Source organism: Fructilactobacillus sp. X2R6C1 (assembly GCF_059901295.1).
Map to the genome: position 1 here is coordinate 35,813 of NZ_JBWXUZ010000004.1, position 17,814 is coordinate 53,626.

The 17,814-nt window shown below is 38.1% G+C and carries 15 protein-coding genes and 1 other annotated feature; all 15 genes read right to left on the reverse strand.

Translation table 11 applies throughout. The features are described from left to right. Positions 1 to 15 precede the first annotated feature (15 nt). The 15 genes from AC6UDF_RS05020 to thiI all read right to left on the reverse strand — a co-directional run bounded on the left by AC6UDF_RS05020 (position 16) and on the right by thiI (position 17,787). The gene (locus AC6UDF_RS05020) at positions 16 to 825 is read right to left on the reverse strand and encodes a TIGR00282 family metallophosphoesterase (protein WP_500723987.1); all 810 of its coding nucleotides are present in this window, start codon (positions 823 to 825) and stop codon (positions 16 to 18) included. 83 nt (positions 826 to 908) lie between these two features. Beyond that, entirely contained in the window at positions 909 to 2,465 is a 1,557-nt protein-coding gene (rny, locus tag AC6UDF_RS05025; protein WP_500696083.1) for a ribonuclease Y, read from the reverse strand. Between the two features lie 139 nt (positions 2,466 to 2,604). Further along, positions 2,605 to 3,843: a competence/damage-inducible protein A gene (locus AC6UDF_RS05030; protein ID WP_500723989.1), complete on the reverse strand. Its 1,239-nt coding sequence runs from the start codon at positions 3,841 to 3,843 to the stop codon at positions 2,605 to 2,607. Between the two features lie 23 nt (positions 3,844 to 3,866). Then, entirely contained in the window at positions 3,867 to 4,448 is a 582-nt protein-coding gene (pgsA, locus tag AC6UDF_RS05035) for a CDP-diacylglycerol--glycerol-3-phosphate 3-phosphatidyltransferase (RefSeq protein WP_500694381.1), read from the reverse strand. Between the two features lie 73 nt (positions 4,449 to 4,521). After that, the gene (locus AC6UDF_RS05040; RefSeq protein ID WP_500694380.1) at positions 4,522 to 5,487 is read right to left on the reverse strand and encodes a helix-turn-helix domain-containing protein; all 966 of its coding nucleotides are present in this window, start codon (positions 5,485 to 5,487) and stop codon (positions 4,522 to 4,524) included. Between the two features lie 71 nt (positions 5,488 to 5,558). Continuing rightward, the gene (gene yfmH, locus AC6UDF_RS05045) at positions 5,559 to 6,845 is read right to left on the reverse strand and encodes an EF-P 5-aminopentanol modification-associated protein YfmH (protein ID WP_500694379.1); all 1,287 of its coding nucleotides are present in this window, start codon (positions 6,843 to 6,845) and stop codon (positions 5,559 to 5,561) included. After that, positions 6,838 to 8,100 carry an EF-P 5-aminopentanol modification-associated protein YfmF gene (gene yfmF / locus AC6UDF_RS05050; protein ID WP_500723991.1) on the reverse strand — a complete coding sequence of 421 codons (1,263 nt, stop codon included), beginning with the start codon at positions 8,098 to 8,100 and terminating at the stop codon, positions 6,838 to 6,840. The genes yfmH and yfmF overlap by 8 nt, the downstream gene beginning before the upstream one ends. A gap of 67 nt (positions 8,101 to 8,167) precedes the next feature. Beyond that, positions 8,168 to 8,971, reverse strand: coding sequence for a septum site-determining protein MinD (gene minD, locus AC6UDF_RS05055; RefSeq protein ID WP_500694377.1), 804 nt, complete (start codon positions 8,969 to 8,971; stop codon positions 8,168 to 8,170). Next, on the reverse strand, positions 8,971 to 9,651 hold the full coding sequence (locus AC6UDF_RS05060; protein WP_500694376.1) for a septum site-determining protein MinC: 681 nt from the start codon (positions 9,649 to 9,651) through the stop codon (positions 8,971 to 8,973). Before AC6UDF_RS05060 ends, minD begins: the two co-directional genes overlap by 1 nt. Positions 9,652 to 9,669: 18 nt before the next feature. Further along, entirely contained in the window at positions 9,670 to 10,218 is a 549-nt protein-coding gene (mreD, locus tag AC6UDF_RS05065; RefSeq protein ID WP_500694375.1) for a rod shape-determining protein MreD, read from the reverse strand. Further along, positions 10,202 to 11,050 carry a rod shape-determining protein MreC gene (gene mreC / locus AC6UDF_RS05070; protein WP_500723994.1) on the reverse strand — a complete coding sequence of 283 codons (849 nt, stop codon included), beginning with the start codon at positions 11,048 to 11,050 and terminating at the stop codon, positions 10,202 to 10,204. The genes mreD and mreC overlap by 17 nt, the downstream gene beginning before the upstream one ends. A gap of 59 nt (positions 11,051 to 11,109) precedes the next feature. After that, positions 11,110 to 12,114 carry a rod shape-determining protein gene (locus tag AC6UDF_RS05075; protein ID WP_500694426.1) on the reverse strand — a complete coding sequence of 335 codons (1,005 nt, stop codon included), beginning with the start codon at positions 12,112 to 12,114 and terminating at the stop codon, positions 11,110 to 11,112. A gap of 107 nt (positions 12,115 to 12,221) precedes the next feature. Continuing rightward, positions 12,222 to 13,565 carry a bifunctional folylpolyglutamate synthase/dihydrofolate synthase gene (locus AC6UDF_RS05080; RefSeq protein WP_500694373.1) on the reverse strand — a complete coding sequence of 448 codons (1,344 nt, stop codon included), beginning with the start codon at positions 13,563 to 13,565 and terminating at the stop codon, positions 12,222 to 12,224. 49 nt (positions 13,566 to 13,614) lie between these two features. Next, positions 13,615 to 16,281, reverse strand: a complete 2,667-nt coding sequence (locus AC6UDF_RS05085; RefSeq protein WP_500708194.1) for a valine--tRNA ligase — start codon at positions 16,279 to 16,281, stop codon at positions 13,615 to 13,617. A gap of 36 nt (positions 16,282 to 16,317) precedes the next feature. Then, positions 16,318 to 16,521: a binding site (T-box leader), on the reverse strand. A gap of 42 nt (positions 16,522 to 16,563) precedes the next feature. Continuing rightward, a complete protein-coding gene (gene thiI, locus AC6UDF_RS05090) occupies positions 16,564 to 17,787 on the reverse strand; it encodes a tRNA uracil 4-sulfurtransferase ThiI (RefSeq protein WP_500708196.1) in 1,224 nt (407 codons plus the stop codon). Positions 17,788 to 17,814: the final 27 nt, after the last annotated feature.

The following is a 17,814-nucleotide window of genomic DNA, read 5'->3' on the forward strand; positions in this document are numbered from 1 at the left end:
TAACATCGCTCCTCTTTAAAATTCTTGATATGGGTGATCCTTGTTGATTAAAATATTCTTAATTTTTTTAGCTTTGCCAGACTGGTTATCGACATCAATGTAGCAACCTGACAACACTGCTGCGCCAGTCTCTTGAACCTCAAACCGATTAGGGCGTGCCGTCATAAACTTATTAATAACGGGTTCAAACTTCATTCCAATCACTCCATCATCTGGTCCAGTCATCCCTGCATCAGTTAAAAAGGCCGTCCCACTTGGTAAGATTTGCCCATCACTAGTCTGCACGTGGGTATGGGTACCCACTAATGCGGAGATTTTCCCATCCAAATGAAGCGCCATGGCCTTCTTTTCACTAGTAGTTTCGGCATGAAAATCCACAAAGATGATATTAAACCCATTGGTATGTAGCTTATCAAGAAGCGCATCCACTTTACTAAATGGATCATCAATTTCATCCATAAACACGCGACCTTGAAGGTTAATCACAGCTACCTTACTACCATTAACGTTCATTTCTATGTAGCCCTTTCCTGGGACATCTTTTCCAGGATAGTTAAGGGGACGAATTAAATTTGGGGTTTGATTAATAAAATCAAAAATTTCTGGATTATTCCAGGCATGATTCCCCAAAGTAATCACGTCTGCTCCGGCATGCATAATTTTTAAATAAAGATCATGATTAATCCCACGTCCCACCTTTGTTGCATTTTCGCCATTCACAATGGTTACCTGTGGTTTTAAGTCATGTTTTAGCAAGGGTAGATATTTTTCTACCGTCGCCACCCCAATATTGCCAACCGTGTCACCTAAAAATAAAAATCGCATATCCGCTCTCCATCTTCTACTGTAATACCCTTATTTTACACTGATAAATCAAAATAAAAAAGACCAGGATAATCTCTGATCTTTTACTTGGCATATTCAACTGAGCGGACTTCCCGAATCACATCTACCTTGACATGACCAGGATGATTCATTTCCTTTTCAATCTTATCTTTAATATCTCTGGCAAGTACAATTGCTTCTGTGTCAGAAATCTTTTCGGGTTTGGCAATCACTCTAATTTCGCGACCCGCCTGAACTGCATAACTCTTGGAAACCTCGTCAAAACTATTACTAATTTTTTCAAGTTTATCTAAACGATGAACGAAGCTTTCAAGTGAATCACTCTTTGCACCAGGTCGTGCCATTGAAATCTTATCGGCAACATCAACTAATTCTGAAATCATATAATGTGGCTCACTTTTTTGACCACCTAATTGAATTGTATCAATTACTTCTGGGCTCTCACCATATTTCTTTGCAATATCAATCCCAGCATCAACATATGAAACATCAGTTCCACTATTTGACGACAGACCAATCTCACGCAACAATCCCGCTCTTTTCGCTAATGTAACATCTTCACCTAACTCAGCAGCAAACACTCCCGCCAATTTTGCTACTTGAATGGAGCGTGATAAAACATTTTGTCCATATGAAATTTTATATTTCAATTGACCAATTAATTTAATCAAATCAGGGTTCATTGAATGAATCCCTAAATCAAAGACAACGTTTTCCCCAGTCTCTTGAATTTGAGCATCGAGTTCTTTTTTACTCTTCTCAACCATTTCTTCAATACGTGCTGGATGAATCCTTCCGTCTTTAATCAACTTTTCAAGTGCCATTTTGGCGACTTCACGTCGAACTGGATTAAAACCACTTAAAACCACCGCATTGGGAGTATCATCAATAATTAGATCAATCCCAGTCAATGATTCAAAGGTTCTAATGTTTCGACCCTCACGTCCAATGATTCTACCTTTCATATCATCATTGGGTAAAGTTACTACAGACACAGTAGTCTCTGAGACAATATCAGCAGAACTCTGTTGAAGTGCTTCAACAATCAAGTTTTTAGCATCCTTAGCAGAAGCTTCTTTAGCAGCATCGTAACTCTCTTTAATCATTTGAGCACGGGTATCAGCCAATTCTTGCTTAGTCTCATCAATTACCATCGTACGAGCTTCCTCTTTAGTTAAATTAGAAACTCTGGCAACTTCCTGTTGCCGTTTTTCAATAAGTGAATCTGCTTTTTGTTGTTTCTTTGTCAGTTCTTGCTTTTCTTTTTCAAGTTTTTCTTCTTGCCGTTCCAAAGAATTATCACGTTTCTCAAACGCACTATCCTTTCGATCAAGCGTTTCTTCACGTTTCAACAAACGATCTTCTTGTTTTTGAACTTCAAGACGACGCTTTTTCAACTCTTTTTCTACTTGAAGTCGATAAGCATTCCCCTTCTCTTTTGCCTCTAAACTAGCTTCTTTAAGCGAGTTCTCAGCTTGCTTTTCAGCATCAGAAAGGATATCTTTTGCGCTTTCATGAGCAGCATCTAACTTCTTCTCAGATACCTGCTTATAGGTGAACTGACCAATCAAAAAACCAACAACGACAGCGATAACAGCGGAAACAACTGTAACTATCATTTACATATGCCTCCGTATCACTAATAAAAAATTTATTTAAATAACTAGCATAAACGTTATTCACTTCTTAATTCTAAAGTTTAGAAAAATTAGTGTCAACTAGTATGTACAAAATAGGAGAACCAATATCCTCCTATTTTCACTTTAAATTATCATAAATCATTTTAAGACCGCATTTTGTAGCGTAATCACGAATTTCATTTCGATCCTTGCCAAAATTAAATTCACGGGTCTTAACCTCACCATCAGGTAATGAAATTCCTACCCAGAAATTCCCAGCAGGATGTCCTTCCAATTCATCAGGTCCAGCAACTCCAGTAAAAGAAACCGAAACGTCAGTATTGAGAATTGCTTTCGAATTTTTAGCCATCCAAACAGCCGTCTCAGATGAAACCACTCCATGCTTATCAATCACTTCGCTTGGAATGTGCAAGACATCCTCTTTCACTTTAACCGAATAAGTCACAAATCCACCTGGGAAAACCTCAGAGACACCTGAGACATCACCAAGCCGACTCTGAAACATCCCAGCAGTAAGTGATTCTGCCGCAGTGATCGACAATGCTTTCTTTTTAAGGATATTAACAGCTACTTTAGCCAATGAGTTATCATCACCAAAACCATAGAAATATTTCCCTACAATTGAGTTTACTTTAAAGATCATTTCATCAATTAAATGATCGACATCTGATTTTTTCTTTCCACTCGCAGTAATTCTTAGGGTAACTTCATTTCGCTTGGCGTACGTTGCTAAAGTTGGATTCGTTTGATGAGAAATCAAGGGCTTTAATTGGTCCTCAAGTTCTGTTTCACCAATTCCAAAGAAACGCATTACTTTGGAAGCAATAACGGGATTACCACTAGCTAATTTAGTCAAAATTGGAAGTGCATATTTAGTAAACATGTGTTGCATCTCAACTGGTGGTCCCGGTAAAACCAAGTAATCACAGTTTTTAGTCGTAAGAAACATACCAACGGCAAAGCCATTATCGTTTGGTAATACAGTCGCACCGTGGATATATTCAGCTTGAATATCAGCATTTTGAGGCTTTTCCATTGGATAATTTTTATGAAAATGATTAATTTTTTCCAGTGCTTTTTGATTAGTATCTAACCCAAGACCCAAATGCTTAGCTAGCACAATCTTAGTAATGTCATCTTCGGTAGGACCTAACCCGCCTGTCAAAACCACTAAGTTACTTCGACTTTCAGCAAGCTTTATAACAGCTTCTAACCGTTTGTAATTATCTCCAACGGTGTCTTGAAAGTAAACATCAATTCCTAAATTTGCCAGATGACGCGCAATAAAGGGCGCACTGGTGTCAGTAATTTCACCAAGGAGAATTTCCGTCCCAACTGATATTATTTCAGCATTCATCAAACCACTCCTAACTGTATTAATTAAAATGAATCAGAAAAAACTTTTCGGTTCTTGTAAAAGTACTCAATACCAGAGTAAATGGTAAAGAATAAGCAGATGTATAAACAGATTTGGCCCATCGGAAGATTAATGTTATTAAATAATGCATTATTTAATAACAGAATAATAATCGCAATCATCTGGAAAAAGGTTTTAATCTTGCCTGGCCACGCAGCCGCAACAACTTCACCATCATTTTCAACAACAATTAAACGTAAACCAGTCACGGCTAATTCACGACAAACAATGATAGCCGCAATCCAACTAGCAACACTGCCAAGACCAACTAAGACAATGAAGGCACACATTACCAACATCTTATCCGCTAACGGGTCAGCGAATTTCCCAAAATTAGTCACTAGGTGTTGTCTTCTCGCAATTTGACCATCCAAAAAGTCCGTTAACGCTGCCACAATGAATACCACGGTAGCTAAAACCTGTGTAACTGGAATCATGGTTCCCACGATCATCACGCTGCCAAGATCCATTGGCACAACCAGTAAAATTAAAAATATTGGTATTAAAATTATTCTAAATAAAGTTAATTTATTTGGTAAGTTCAAAAGTTTATCCTCCTGAGGTTAAACGCTAAAATAACGACCTGCTATCTTTAACAGATCGTTATTTAGGTTTGGGTTAAAGTTTATTTGTAATTTTAAAAGTGACATTTCTAACTTGAGCATTCCCATTGTTAGCGGGCTTCTCTAAATTAGCTTTTTGACCGTTAATCGTGATGTCAGTAGCGGGGGCATTGCCGAGGTTAACGTTAAATTCTTTCGTGTTAGCAGGAATGGTGACATCATGAGTCTGGTTGGGATTTAAAGTTCCTTGCCAAACCTGTGATCCATTAACCGAAACAGCTGACCAAGACTTAGCATTTCCCTTTAAAGTGACCTTTGTTTCTTTTTCATTGGTTTTAACATTGTACTCGTTCTCATTAGCACCCTTAGCAATCTGGGTTCCTTGGTTATTCTGATTCTTTGTTTTGGCCTCTTTGGCCTTATCCTGAGCGGCCTTCTTCGAACGCGAGCTGGCCATCGAACTTGAACTATCCGAAGATACGGAAACAGACGTTGTACTTGAAGTAGTATCTGAATTGTGATGAGCTAACTTTCCGGCTCCAACCCAGATGACGCCAATGATAATAATCACAATGACCACAATTCCAACAATCGGAATTAGTTTCTTCACACCAGATCCTGAAGGACCTGATTCTGGACTCGTTGAGTGATGTCTAACAGAACGTTGTTTGGGCATCTCAGACTGAACTGGTTGAGGATTTTCCTTAATGTTATTTTGACCCTCACCGTTATCGTCCTCAGAAGAGCCAAACTTTTCTCCACCAGGAAGCTCGGAGTCATATTTTTGAATAAACTCGCTTCCGTTTAAACCAACTGCATCTGCAAACTGTTTAACAAAAGCACGAACGTAAAAATCACCAGGCAGTGCCTTAAAGTCATCTTGTTCAATTGCTTCTAAATAACGTTTTTGAATTTTAGTTTTCTTTTGAACGTCATCAATTGAAATTCCTGAGTCAACTCTAGCCTTACGCAATAATTGACCAATGTTTACACTTTTTTGATTTTTTTCTTCTTTATCCATATGTAAAACCCCATCGTTTTAGATTTCATTGTCAGTATATCACAACGCGTTACCTTAAAAAAAGATATACATTAGGAAATAACCTTCAAAGTTGTTTTATTAAAGTCAAAGAATTTACTAGCAAAATCAATTACCTCATGAACGGAAAGTTGGTTTAAGATTTGAATTTCATCAAAAAGATTGGTATATCCATTTAGTGGATCTCCCATTTGATTCGCAATAGCCGAGTTGGAATTCATAAGTGAAATATACTGTCCAATCTCTTCTCGTTTAATTAGGTTAAAAATCTTAGACAATTTTGCGTCGTCATTTAATCCATTCTCAATTTCACGTTCAACGGCTTTTTGAAACTCTTCTGGACGATTTGAGTCTTCGGCAAAGATCACAAATTGATAACCATCTTCTAGATCAAAGTCATAACCAAACGAATCATTTATGATCTCCTTGGAATAGAGTTTTTGATATGGCTCAGCATCTTCAGAAAAAATCATCGACAAAAACAATCCCAGTGATAATTCGTTTTTAGTGAATTGGACCCCACTACTAATCTCGTCAGGTCCTCTAAATCCAACCGCAACTTTCCCTCTTGTCAAATTCATAGTAGTGTGCTCATCTGATATAATCGAGCTTTTCTTAATGGCATCGTTCGTTTGCCGCTTCAGGGTTAAAATCTCAGATTGACTAATTGAGGGAATGGTTCTTTCAAGTCTTTCAATCCTTTCAATCGCATCACTCTCGTTGACATTTCCAACGAGCATTAAATCCATATTGTTTGGAACATAATACTGGTTATACATTGCATACAAGTCTTCTGTCGTAATTTTGGCAATTGAATCAATTGTGCCCGCAATATCATGATCAAGTGGAGAGTTATGATACATATTTCCGATCGTATCAAAATAAATTCTAGAACCGGGATCATCTTGATACATCATAATTTCCTGTCCAATGATGCCCTGCTCTTTTTGAACTTTTTTTTCGTCAAAATACGGATGCTGAACCAAATCAACTAAAACATCTAAATTATCACCAACATGATTAGTTGTATTGAAAAGATAACTGGTTTGATCAAAACTCGTAAACGCATTTGAATCCGATCCAAATTTGCCAAACTGATCACTTGAATCATAATTTTGTTTATCAAACATTTTATGTTCCAAAAAATGAGCAATTCCGAGCGGCATCTTTCGGGATCGTTTATTTTCCAAAATCAAATTATTAATTGCACCAAAATGAACGTTTAAAATACCGTAGGTCGAATGAAAGCCTGGCTTAGAGTCAATAAATACTTTCATTCCGTTATCTAATTGATAGCGGTAAACCGTTTCATTTAGCTTGTCATACTTAATTTCAACCATTATTAATTCCTTCCAATAAAAATTTAGCCCGCAATTTAAACTTCGAAGCTACTTGACTTACATCGTCACTGGTAACCCCTCTAACTCTATTAATCCATTGACTGGGGCTCAAATCGATCCCATATAGTTCATTAATAAAATCACCATTAAGCGTTCGGCGTTGGCTATCAAATTTAGAATAATATCCATCAATCAATGCTGATTTAATGTCTAAAAATCGCTGATCCGAATACTCTTGTTTCTGAATTAAACTAACTTGCTCATCAATTAACTGGTTAACTTGATCCACATCTCCCGAGTTAATGCCACTTTCAATTAATACATACCCCAAAGTAGAATTATAATTACTCGAAATGTAATATGCTAAGCCATGTTTTTCACGAATATTGTGAAACATTAATGATTGTTGGGCTCCCCCAAGCAAAGCATTAAAAACAATTGCTGCGTAATAATCATCATCATTTACGAAAATAGGAAAATCAAAAGCTAAATCAAACTTGGATTGTTCTCCATTAATTTTTTCAACCTGAGTCCTGATCGGTAAGGGGCTAAAATTGCGATTCATTGGCTCATTAAATTCCCTTCTGGATAAAAACGGTAGATGCGTCTCAATCATCTGAGTTTGTTTCTCCGAAAGATCGCCTAAAATCGAAATATAAATATCGTCGTTTTTAAGAAGGTTTTCCCACTCTTTCACAACAGCCTCATTTTCTAAGTTTTTAATTTGCTCCTGATTTCCAATGATTGAATTGGCATAATTGGGTTGGTCGGAAAAGTAAAGCTCTCGAACTCTCTTCGCTGCATAATAACGATGGTCATCATTAAGAGAATCTAAATATTGAATTAAATTTTTTCGTTGAATTTCAAATTGTTCCTTGACGTAATGTTCACCATCAAGGTTGGGATGAAAAATAACTTCTGAAAGAAAAGTCAACGCATCGTCAAAAACGTCAGAATTATCCAGCGTAAATTCATCATTAACAAAGCTCATAACCACTCTCAACACACTACGATTGCCAACTTTAAACACATTTGTTCCAAAGCTGGCACCAAATAGTTCGGAAAGTCTTCTAGCCAACTTTAATTTTGAATCGTACTTGTGACTATAATTTTCCATCATTTCCGAGACCATGGTTCTAGCAGAATAATCTGCATAGTTTAACGGGGCAACAAAGTCAATTGTGATCGATGTTGTTTTGAATTTATTACTCTCATGAACATTTAAATGAACCCCATCTGTGATTGTTTTTTTCAAACTAATTCCTCCAAAATAAAAAGTTCCCATAGAAAGAATTCTAAGAGAACTTTATCAATTAGTATAACTAATTCTTTGTAAATACGTGTTTGAATTTAGACCAAAACCCTTTTTTCTGTGGCTTAATTTTCATCAATGGAACGGTTTCTCCAAGCAAGCGTCGTGCGATGTTACGATAAGCCGTTGATGCAGGATCATCAGTGTCTAAAACTACTGGTTCGCCATGATTTGAAGTAGTAATCACCTTATCATCATCAACTACAACTCCAAGTAAACTAATTCCCAGGTGATGAGTAATTTCGTCAACATCCATTACATCGCCATTGTCCATCATACTTGGTCGAACTCGATTAATAACCAACCTTGGAGCTTCTTTTAAAGGATGCTTTCCTAATAGCCCTACAATTCGATCTGCATCTCGAACCGCAGAAATTTCCGGTGTGGTAACCACAATGGCACTATCTGCTCCGGCAACGGAATTGAGAAACCCTTGTTCAATTCCTGCCGGACAATCAATCAACACGAAATCAAACTGTGGCTTTAATTCATCAACAATATCTTTAACTTGGTCCTCTTTTAAGGCCGATTTATCTGTATTTTGAGCGGCTGGTAATAAGTATAAATTATCGTCAAAGCGTTTATCCTTTACCAATGCTTTTTGCAGTGGAACCCGTCCATTGGCAACGTCAACGATGTCATACATAATTCGATTATCTAGTCCAAGAACCACGTCAAGGTTTCTAAGGCCGATATCCAAATCCATCAAACAGACGCGCTTCCCCATTAAGGCTAAAGCAGTCCCGATGTTAGCTGAAGTAGTTGTTTTACCAACTCCACCCTTTCCAGAGGTAATAACGATTGCTTTTCCCATTATTCGGTTCCTCCTATTCGATTATAAAACTTCGGACTAATGTCTTTAATCTGATCTAAATTGCCATACTCGATAGTATGTAAGTCATTAATGTAAATAACAGTACGGCTGTTTTCAGAAATTCTATTCTTATTATCGCTGACGATATCAAACTGTTCTCCAATCCGAACCTGCTGGGCATCGTTTAAGTTGCCAATTACAATGGCCTCTTCATCGTTCGGAAATCCAGCGTGCACAATTCCTCTCACATATCCTAAATTATAAACGTTACCGCCCGCAAGTAATTTACCTCCCTCATGAATGGCACCAAAAAAAAGGACGTCGCCCTTGGCTGTAATCTCTTCACCATTTCTGATGGTTCTCCCAATGACGGAAACCTTATTTAAGTCCCGGATTCGGTATGCTTCTGATGTAGTAACCACATCAGCCATAAATCGCCTGATACTCATCCTTGGATATTTAGAAACAATCTCCCTTAACGTTTGCTTTTGCGCTCCGGTGAGAATCCGATTCCCGGTAAAAACATCAAAAGAAAATTGTTTAGCATTCCCTAACTCTTTTCCACTACTAAGTTGTTCCATCAAGTTCTTGAATTCATTAATGTCACTATCAAAACTACTGGTATCAGAAATATTAATTTCATAACCATTTTGAGTACCCTTTAAAACTACATTTTCCATACAGTCAATGCTCCTAGTTTAACTAAAATAATTGAAAAGTGCCCTGATTGGGAGATACAGAATTACAAATAAGATCAGGTTCAACACTAACGTTGGCCCTAAAGTATAAATCAATAACTGTACACCACTAAGAGAGGCAATATGTGCAATTCGGTCACCTAAGTAGCTCAAAATAAATACCACCAAAACATCCCCAACATAAAGTAGAGATGAAGTGACCATGTTTTCACGCACAAATTTTAAAACCATTCGATTAATATAAACCACCAGCGGAAATGCAAACGTAAAGATCCCAATAATTCCAACGTAATAAATATCATAAACGATTCCAATTCCTAAGGCCCACCAGCCCATGTGTAATTTCTCATGGCGCGCAAAAAGAGTGGCCATTACCAACCACAATAAGGTTAAGTAAGGTACCATTGAAAATTTGCCAAAAAGTACTGGTGAAAAAAGTTTAGAAATCGTTCCTTCCAGTAGAAATGAAATGACCAACCCAATTGGATATAAGAACTTTAACCGGGAAGGACGTCTCATTGGACTTCCTCTTCTAATCCTTCTTGCCAATTACGGTCACCGCCTCAATATCATCCATGTTTGCAGCTGGTTTAATGTTGACTTTTTCAGAAATACCATCACTATTTTGTTTAGTTCCAGCAACTTTTCCGACATAAAGTCCCTTAGGAGTCACGCCACCAAGACCATTAGTCATAACTTTCGTCCCAGTCTTGATCTTGTCTTGATTAGTAACACTTCCCATTACCAACTCATTAGTATCACGATTATAACCGTCAATTAATCCATTAACGACTTTCTTTTCTCCTTGAACCTGAACCGCAAAACGACTAGCAGTATCACTTTTGTCGGTGATTAGTTCGACTTTACTGTTTGTCTTATTAACTTCAGCAACCCGACCAACTAATCCCGAATTAACAATTACAGACATGTTCTTTTGAACTCCTGCAGCCGATCCCTTATTAATGATCAGTTGATTTTGCCATGAGGATGGCGTCCTAGTAATTACGCTAGCATTAATCGCCTTGTAATCCGTGGGAGTCCCCTTGATATTTAACTGTTGTCTTAATTTTTCATTTTCATTTTCCAGTGCTTGATTTTTAACTTGAGTTTGAGCTAATTGTTCAACCTGACCCTTTAAATGATTATTTTCCTGATAAGTATTTAACAAATTATCAGTGGCACCAAACAATGAGCCAACGCCATTGGCAGGAATACTAATAATTCGATCACCAAATCCAACAACATCATTTCCAACTTGTTGAATCAATGGAGGAGTAGCACGATTTTTTCGCACTGCCACTGACCCACTAATCAAACCTAAGCCAATAATTAAGCAAACGACAATGATTACTAGCTTTCGACTTGAAAAAAACTTGTGCATAATAATCCTCCGTACGTGCTTAAAATAAATAAGCGGGAATTCATCCCCGCTTATCCAATTTATTTTCTATTCATTGCCTCAATACTTTTAAGCGATTCACCGGTTCCAATTGCTACACAATCCATCGGATCTTTGGCAATTGTCACAGGAACTTGAGTGGCATCTGATACTACTTCTGGGAGATTTTTGAGTAGAGCACCGCCACCGGTAAGAACAATTCCATGATCAATCACATCAGCAGAAATTTCAGGAGATGTCTCTTCTAGAGTTTCTTTAATCGTAGTGATGATCTCAAGAATGTCTTCGTGCATTGCAGAAGCCACATCCTCCGCAGTTACTTCAACTGACTTAGGAAGGCCAGTCAATAAGTCTCTTCCACGAACGGTTTCATCATTCATGTCCTTTGCGGCACCAATTGATGCTGAACCAATGGTGCATTTCAAATGTTCTGCAGTTGGTTCACCAATTAGCACATTATAATTTTTTCTGATAAAGGTAACGATCACTTCGTTCAACTTATCACCAGCCATTCTTACCGAACGTGATGATACGATCCCACCAAGAGAAATAGTAGCGACGTCGGTAGTTCCACCACCAATGTCAACAACCATGCTTCCAGTTGGATCCATAACTGGTAGACCGGCACCAATTGCAGCAGCAAATGGTTCTTCGATTACATAAGCATCCTTTGCTCCAGCAACTCGAGTAGCATCAATTACGGCACGCTTTTCCACAGCAGTGATACCACTTGGAACACAAACCATTACGTAAGGCTTACCACCGTGGCTTCCCAATGCTTTATCGATATAATATTTCATCATGGTCACAGTAGTATCATAATCAGCAATTACACCGTCTTTCATTGGACGAATAGCTTCAATGCTGGCAGGCGTTCTACCAATCATAGATTCGGCTTGTTGACCAACAGCAACAATCTCGCCAGTTTTTGTATTTTTAGCAACCACAGAGGGTTCTCGTAAAACGATTCCTTTTCCATCAACATAAACAATGGTATTAGCGGTTCCTAAATCGATTCCGATGTTTTTTGTACCTAATCCGAACAATTTATTCATCCCTTCAATTTTAAGTTTTAATTTTTAAGTAATTACTTTGATAAGACTAGTATATCATACTGCATTTATATCAGTCAGAAATATAAGGCCAAAATTAGTTACTTAAGTTTTTCTTCATTTTCTTTAATATATTTTCTAACTTCCGAGATAAATAACAGCGATCCAGTAACCAAAATTAACTGATTATCATTTTTACTGTCACGGACCTTTTTTACCGATTTGTTCAGTGCTTTATGCCAATCGCTAACTAATGAAACATTGGGAAAGTTATTGATATCAAGTTTAGAAAAGTCAGCACTTGCTCGCTTTTCTCCCGCAGAAAACCGTGTCAAAATAACGTCACTATTAGATAAAGACTTAACAATTTTTAGCATTTCTGGATACTGTTTGTCAGCGAAAACCCCCATCACAATTGTAAGATGAGAATTCCTCCACTTACTACTTCTAAAACGAAGCGACGACAAAAGGCTCTGAATTGCTGGGACATTATGTGCCCCATCAATCATAATCGTGGGATCATTATTAATTACTTCCATCCTTCCAATCCATTTTGTTGAACTAATTCCCGCTTTGACCGAAGAAATCATGGATGGTTCTGTCATGTTTAAATAATTAAACGCATAAACCAAGAAAGCTTCAATCGCAATTGCAGCATCTTCCATTTCAAAGCTTCCAATTTGTTTCATTGAAATGTTATCAATGTTCAAATGATCACTTGAAAAATTAAAATGATTTTGATTTACCGGCACGAATTGATAATCACGCTTTAATTCCCAAATTGGACTATCTAATTTTATAGCTGCTCGTTCAATCACCTTTCTCGGACCTTCTTTGATTCCTCCAATCACACATGGACGGTTTTGGCGAATAATTCCAGCCTTATTATCCGCAATTTTTTCTTCCGAATCACCAAGCAGTGCCATGTGATCCATCCCAATGGTAGTAATAATTGACATTTCCGAATTAACCACGTTGGTTGAATCGGATCTTCCTCCAATTCCGGCCTCCACAATCACAACGTCAACGGGATGATCACGGAAATAGATGAACATCATAGCGCAAATGATTTCAAATTCAGAGGGACCTAAATCAGGATCATTCTTATCAATTTCATCGACAATCGGCTTAATTTCACGCACCAACTCTAAAATTTCATCATCTGAAATTGGTTGATTATTCACACTGATCCGCTCGTTGAACTTAATCATAAATGGTGAAGTAAAGGTTCCAACTGAGAGTCCAGAAGCCATTAACATGTTACTCAAATAGGCAACACATGAGCCCTTTCCATTAGTTCCCGCTACGTGAATGCAGTTTAGCGTTTTTTCTGGAAAATCCAATTTCTTCATAAAGTGAGCCATCCGCTTTTTAGGTGGTTCTTTTTTAATTCGTGGTCTACCATGGATATACTTTAATGCTGCACTGTAACTATCAATCACCATTGCAACTCCTCTAAAAAGAAGGCTCAGCTGTTTAGCTGAGCCTCGTATTTTACTTATTTAAAGCATCGATTACATCTTTAAGTCGGATTTTAACGGCTTTAAGTTTAGCCTCATTGTCGGTTTGCTTTTCTTTTTGCTCATTGACAACTGTCTCTGGAGCATTGTCTACAAACTTTTTATTAGCTAGTTTTTTCTGTGCTCGTTTGACTTCCGATTCAAATTTTTGGACTTCTTTTTGTAGCCGTTCTTTTTCATCATTGAGGTCAACCAGTTCATCCAGTGGGATGCTGATCTCAGCATCAGTAATTATCGATGTCATAGCCAATTTAGGAATATTAATGTCAGAACCAATCTCTAACTTATCAGGGTGACCAAATCGTTCAATGTAGTCACTGTTATCTTCTAGTACCTTTTTCAAATCGGAATTCTTAGTTTTAACTAGAATGTCAACTGGACTAGATAGGGGTGCATTAACCTCCGAACGGATATTTCTGACCGCTTTAATAACATCAATCAGATGATTCATATTTGATTCTGCTTTTTTATCATCAAATTCATCATGAGTTACTGGATACGCAGCTACCACCAATGATTCACCAACGTGCGGCATTGAAAGCCAAATCTTTTCAGTAACAAATGGCATAACTGGTTGGAGTAATCGCAAGATTTGATCCAAAACGTACGCTAGGATATTTCGCGTGTTTTGTTTGGCTTTTTCATCTGAGCCAGTCAAAATTTCCTTACTCATTTCAATGTACCAATCACAAAAATCATTCCAAATAAAATCATAAAGTGAACGGTTGGCTTCACCAAAGTTAAACTTGTCATATTCTTCGGTAACATGCTTAACAACAGAGTTTAATTTCGAAAGAATCCATCGATCGGATAAATTCCATTCTGATTGAGCTGGTAACTCTGGTTTAGACATGTCACCTAAATTCATGATGACATAACGACTGGCATTCCAAATCTTATTGACAAAATTCCAGGCTGATTCGACCTTACTATAACTAAACTTCATGTCCTGTCCAGGCGTTGTTCCAGTTGAAAGGCACCATCTCAAGGCATCGGCTCCGTACTGATCAATAACATCCATTGGATCAATCCCGTTACCTAAAGACTTACTCATCTTAACCCCATGTTCATCACGGATTAAACCATGTAACAGCACGTTTTTAAATGGACGCTTACCGGTAAAATGTAAACTTTGAAAAATCATTCTTGAGATCCAGAAGAACACCAGATCATAACCAGTTACAAGCGTGTTGGTAGGAAAATAGCGTTGATAATCTCTTGAGTCAGTATCAGGCCAACCAAGGGTTGTAAATGGCCATAAAGCTGATGAAAACCAGGTATCCAACACGTCTGGATCTTGCGTCCAGTTTTCGGGATCCTTAGGAGCGTTTTCGCCAACGTAAATCTTGCCAGTCTCATTATTGTACCAGGCAGGAATCCGATGTCCCCACCATAGTTGCCTTGAAATAACCCAATCATGAACGTTTTCCATCCATTGCATAAAGGTATGCTCAAATCGTTCTGGAATGAAACTAACCGCATCATTGGTCTTTTGATTCTCCATTGCCTTTTTGGCCAATGGTTTCATTTTTACAAACCATTGAGTCGAAAGACGAGCTTCAACCTGAACTCCGGTTCTTTCAGAATGACCAACTGAGTGAACAATGGGATCAATTTTAATCATCAAGCCTTGATCTTCAAGGTCCTTGACCATTGCCTTTCGAGCATCAAAACGATCCATGCCTTCATACTTCCCAGCATTTTCGTTCATCGTAGCGTCTTCGTTCATGGTATTAATCCGTTTTAAATCATGTCTGTTCCCAACTTTAAAATCATTAGGATCGTGGGCTGGGGTAATCTTAACCATTCCAGTCCCAAATTCAGGATCAACGTACTGATCGGCAATAATCGGAATCGTCCGATTTACGAGTGGAACAACGACCTCTTTACCTACTAAATCTTTATAACGATCATCACTTGGGTTCACTGCGACAGCAGTATCACCCATCATAGTCTCAGGACGAGTTGTAGCGATTTCAATGTAATTCTTTCCATTAAATTTCGTATCATCAGCAAACGGATACTTAACGTGATAGAAAGCGCCTTTATCATCTTTGTGAATAACTTCAATATCAGATAAAGCAGTCCGAGCCTTTGGATCCCAATTAATAATGTATTCACCACGGTAAATTAACCCTTGATTGTACAAGTCAACAAATACTTTCCTGACGGCTTTTGACAAACCATCATCCAACGTAAAGCGTTCACGACTGTAATCAAGTGATAATCCCAGTTTGGCCCACTGTTTATGGATCGTATCAGCAAAGTCGTCTTTCCATTCCCAAACCTTATCGACAAATTTTTCACGACCTAAATCGTACCGCGAGATCCCCTTCTCGTTAAGCATGGCTTCAACTTTTGCTTGAGTTGCAATTCCCGCATGATCCATCCCAGGAATCCAAACGGTATCATAACCTTGCATCCGTTTCTGTCTAATCAACATGTCTTGAAGGGTGGTATTCCAGGCGTGACCCAAGTGAAGTTTACCGGTCACATTTGGCGGAGGTAAAACAATTGAATATGGTTTTGCCTTTTTATCCCCATTTGGCTTGAAAACATCCTCATCAAGCCATTTCTTATACATCCCTGCTTCAACTGAGTTGGGATCATATTTCGTTGACATATCTACTTCTTTTGTCATTTCTTCACCTCATTTAAAATAAAAAGCATCCGTCCAGAATAGGACGAATGCTCGCGGTACCACCTAAATTGAATTATTGCTAATTCCAACTCACCTAGATAACGGCTAGTACCGATTACATCTTAATTCATTCAACATAACTGCTCACAAGCAACAATGATCATTTTAACGCATGGACTTTCCAGCACGTGTCCACTCTCTGCGCGTCATAACAACCAACCTCTTGATCAAAGCATTTAACATAATAAATATTACTCAATTTACAATCTTTAGTCAATCACATTAAAGTAATTCTGAAAAAACATCTTCATTAGCGTTCAAATAATCATCATTTGGGTGAATCTTACTAATCGTAATACCCTCAATGGCTTCTTTCATTAAACCATCCACGTCAATGTTTTTTTCAAACTTTCTGGCTTTCTCCACGTCCGGCTTCGTTTTCGGTGCTGGTGGAGTAAAGATCGTACAGCAGTCCTCATAAGGAAGAATTGATAAATCATAGGTGTCAATTTGTTCAGCAATCTTGATAATCTCAGTCTTATCCAAAGAAAGCAACGGACGTAGAACTGGCAAATTAGTCACATCATTAATGGCGCGCATACTTTCTAAAGTCTGTGAAGCAACTTGTCCTAACGACTCACCGGTAAATACTCCATCACAATGACGTGCAATGGTAATAGCTGCGGCAATTCTCAACATCATCCGGCGCTGAACCGTCATCAAGTATCCCTCTGGAACTTTTTCTTTAATCTCTTCTTGAATCTTAGCAAATGGGACTTGGATAAAATCAACGGTTCCACCTAATGCCGAAAGCTTCGCCGTGAGGTCCTTAGCTTTTGCTAGCGCTTGTTCACTAGTGTATGGAGGACTGTAGAAATGAATCATATCTAACTTTACCCCACGCTTCATGGCCATGTACGCCGCAACGGGTGAATCAATGCCTCCTGAAAGCATCATGGTACCACGTCCGCCAGTTCCAACTGGTAGTCCTAATGCTCCCTGAATCGTCTCACTTGATAAATAAATGCCAGACATTCTGACATCAATCTGTAAGTTAATGTCAGGTCTTTTCATTTGAGCTTTAATCCCATCTAAATGATCTAAAACATACCCGCCAACCTCATCATTTACTTGATAAGTGTTTAATGGATAATCTTTATTCTGGCGGTTAGTTGAAATCTTAAATGTTTGGCCACTCTGGAATTGATTCGAAATCATTGCAAGTGCCTTTTTCTGAATGTCTTCAATTGGGGTATTTTTTTCCAACTTAACAACTGGTGAAAAAGTCTCAATTCCAAAGACTTTTTTTAAGGCTGCCATCACTGGAGCTGCATCTTGACCATGCAAACTGACATGTAACCGATCCCGTTGGGCGTCAACGGTGACTCCATCAAACTGTTTTAAAACTTGCCTAATGTTATGTCCCAGCTGCCCAATAAAGACCCTGCGATTTTTTCCCTTTGTGGACAGTTCGCCGTAACGAACCATAATCTCACTATACTTCACACCCTCACTCCTTTACTATTCTTTAAT

Coding starts and splice junctions, on each gene's coding strand:
- mreC (WP_500723994.1), bottom strand. CDS start 11,050: ATGCACAAGTTTTTTTCAAGTCGAAAGCTAGTAATCATTGTCGTTTGC.
- AC6UDF_RS05030 (WP_500723989.1), bottom strand. CDS start 3,843: ATGAATGCTGAAATAATATCAGTTGGGACGGAAATTCTCCTTGGTGAA.
- yfmH (WP_500694379.1), bottom strand. CDS start 6,845: ATGGTTGAAATTAAGTATGACAAGCTAAATGAAACGGTTTACCGCTAT.
- AC6UDF_RS05085 (WP_500708194.1), bottom strand. CDS start 16,281: ATGACAAAAGAAGTAGATATGTCAACGAAATATGATCCCAACTCAGTT.
- AC6UDF_RS05080 (WP_500694373.1), bottom strand. CDS start 13,565: ATGGTGATTGATAGTTACAGTGCAGCATTAAAGTATATCCATGGTAGA.
- AC6UDF_RS05020 (WP_500723987.1), bottom strand. CDS start 825: ATGCGATTTTTATTTTTAGGTGACACGGTTGGCAATATTGGGGTGGCG.
- AC6UDF_RS05060 (WP_500694376.1), bottom strand. CDS start 9,651: ATGGAAAATGTAGTTTTAAAGGGTACTCAAAATGGTTATGAAATTAAT.
- minD (WP_500694377.1), bottom strand. CDS start 8,971: ATGGGAAAAGCAATCGTTATTACCTCTGGAAAGGGTGGAGTTGGTAAA.
- AC6UDF_RS05040 (WP_500694380.1), bottom strand. CDS start 5,487: ATGGATAAAGAAGAAAAAAATCAAAAAAGTGTAAACATTGGTCAATTA.
- rny (WP_500696083.1), bottom strand. CDS start 2,465: ATGATAGTTACAGTTGTTTCCGCTGTTATCGCTGTCGTTGTTGGTTTT.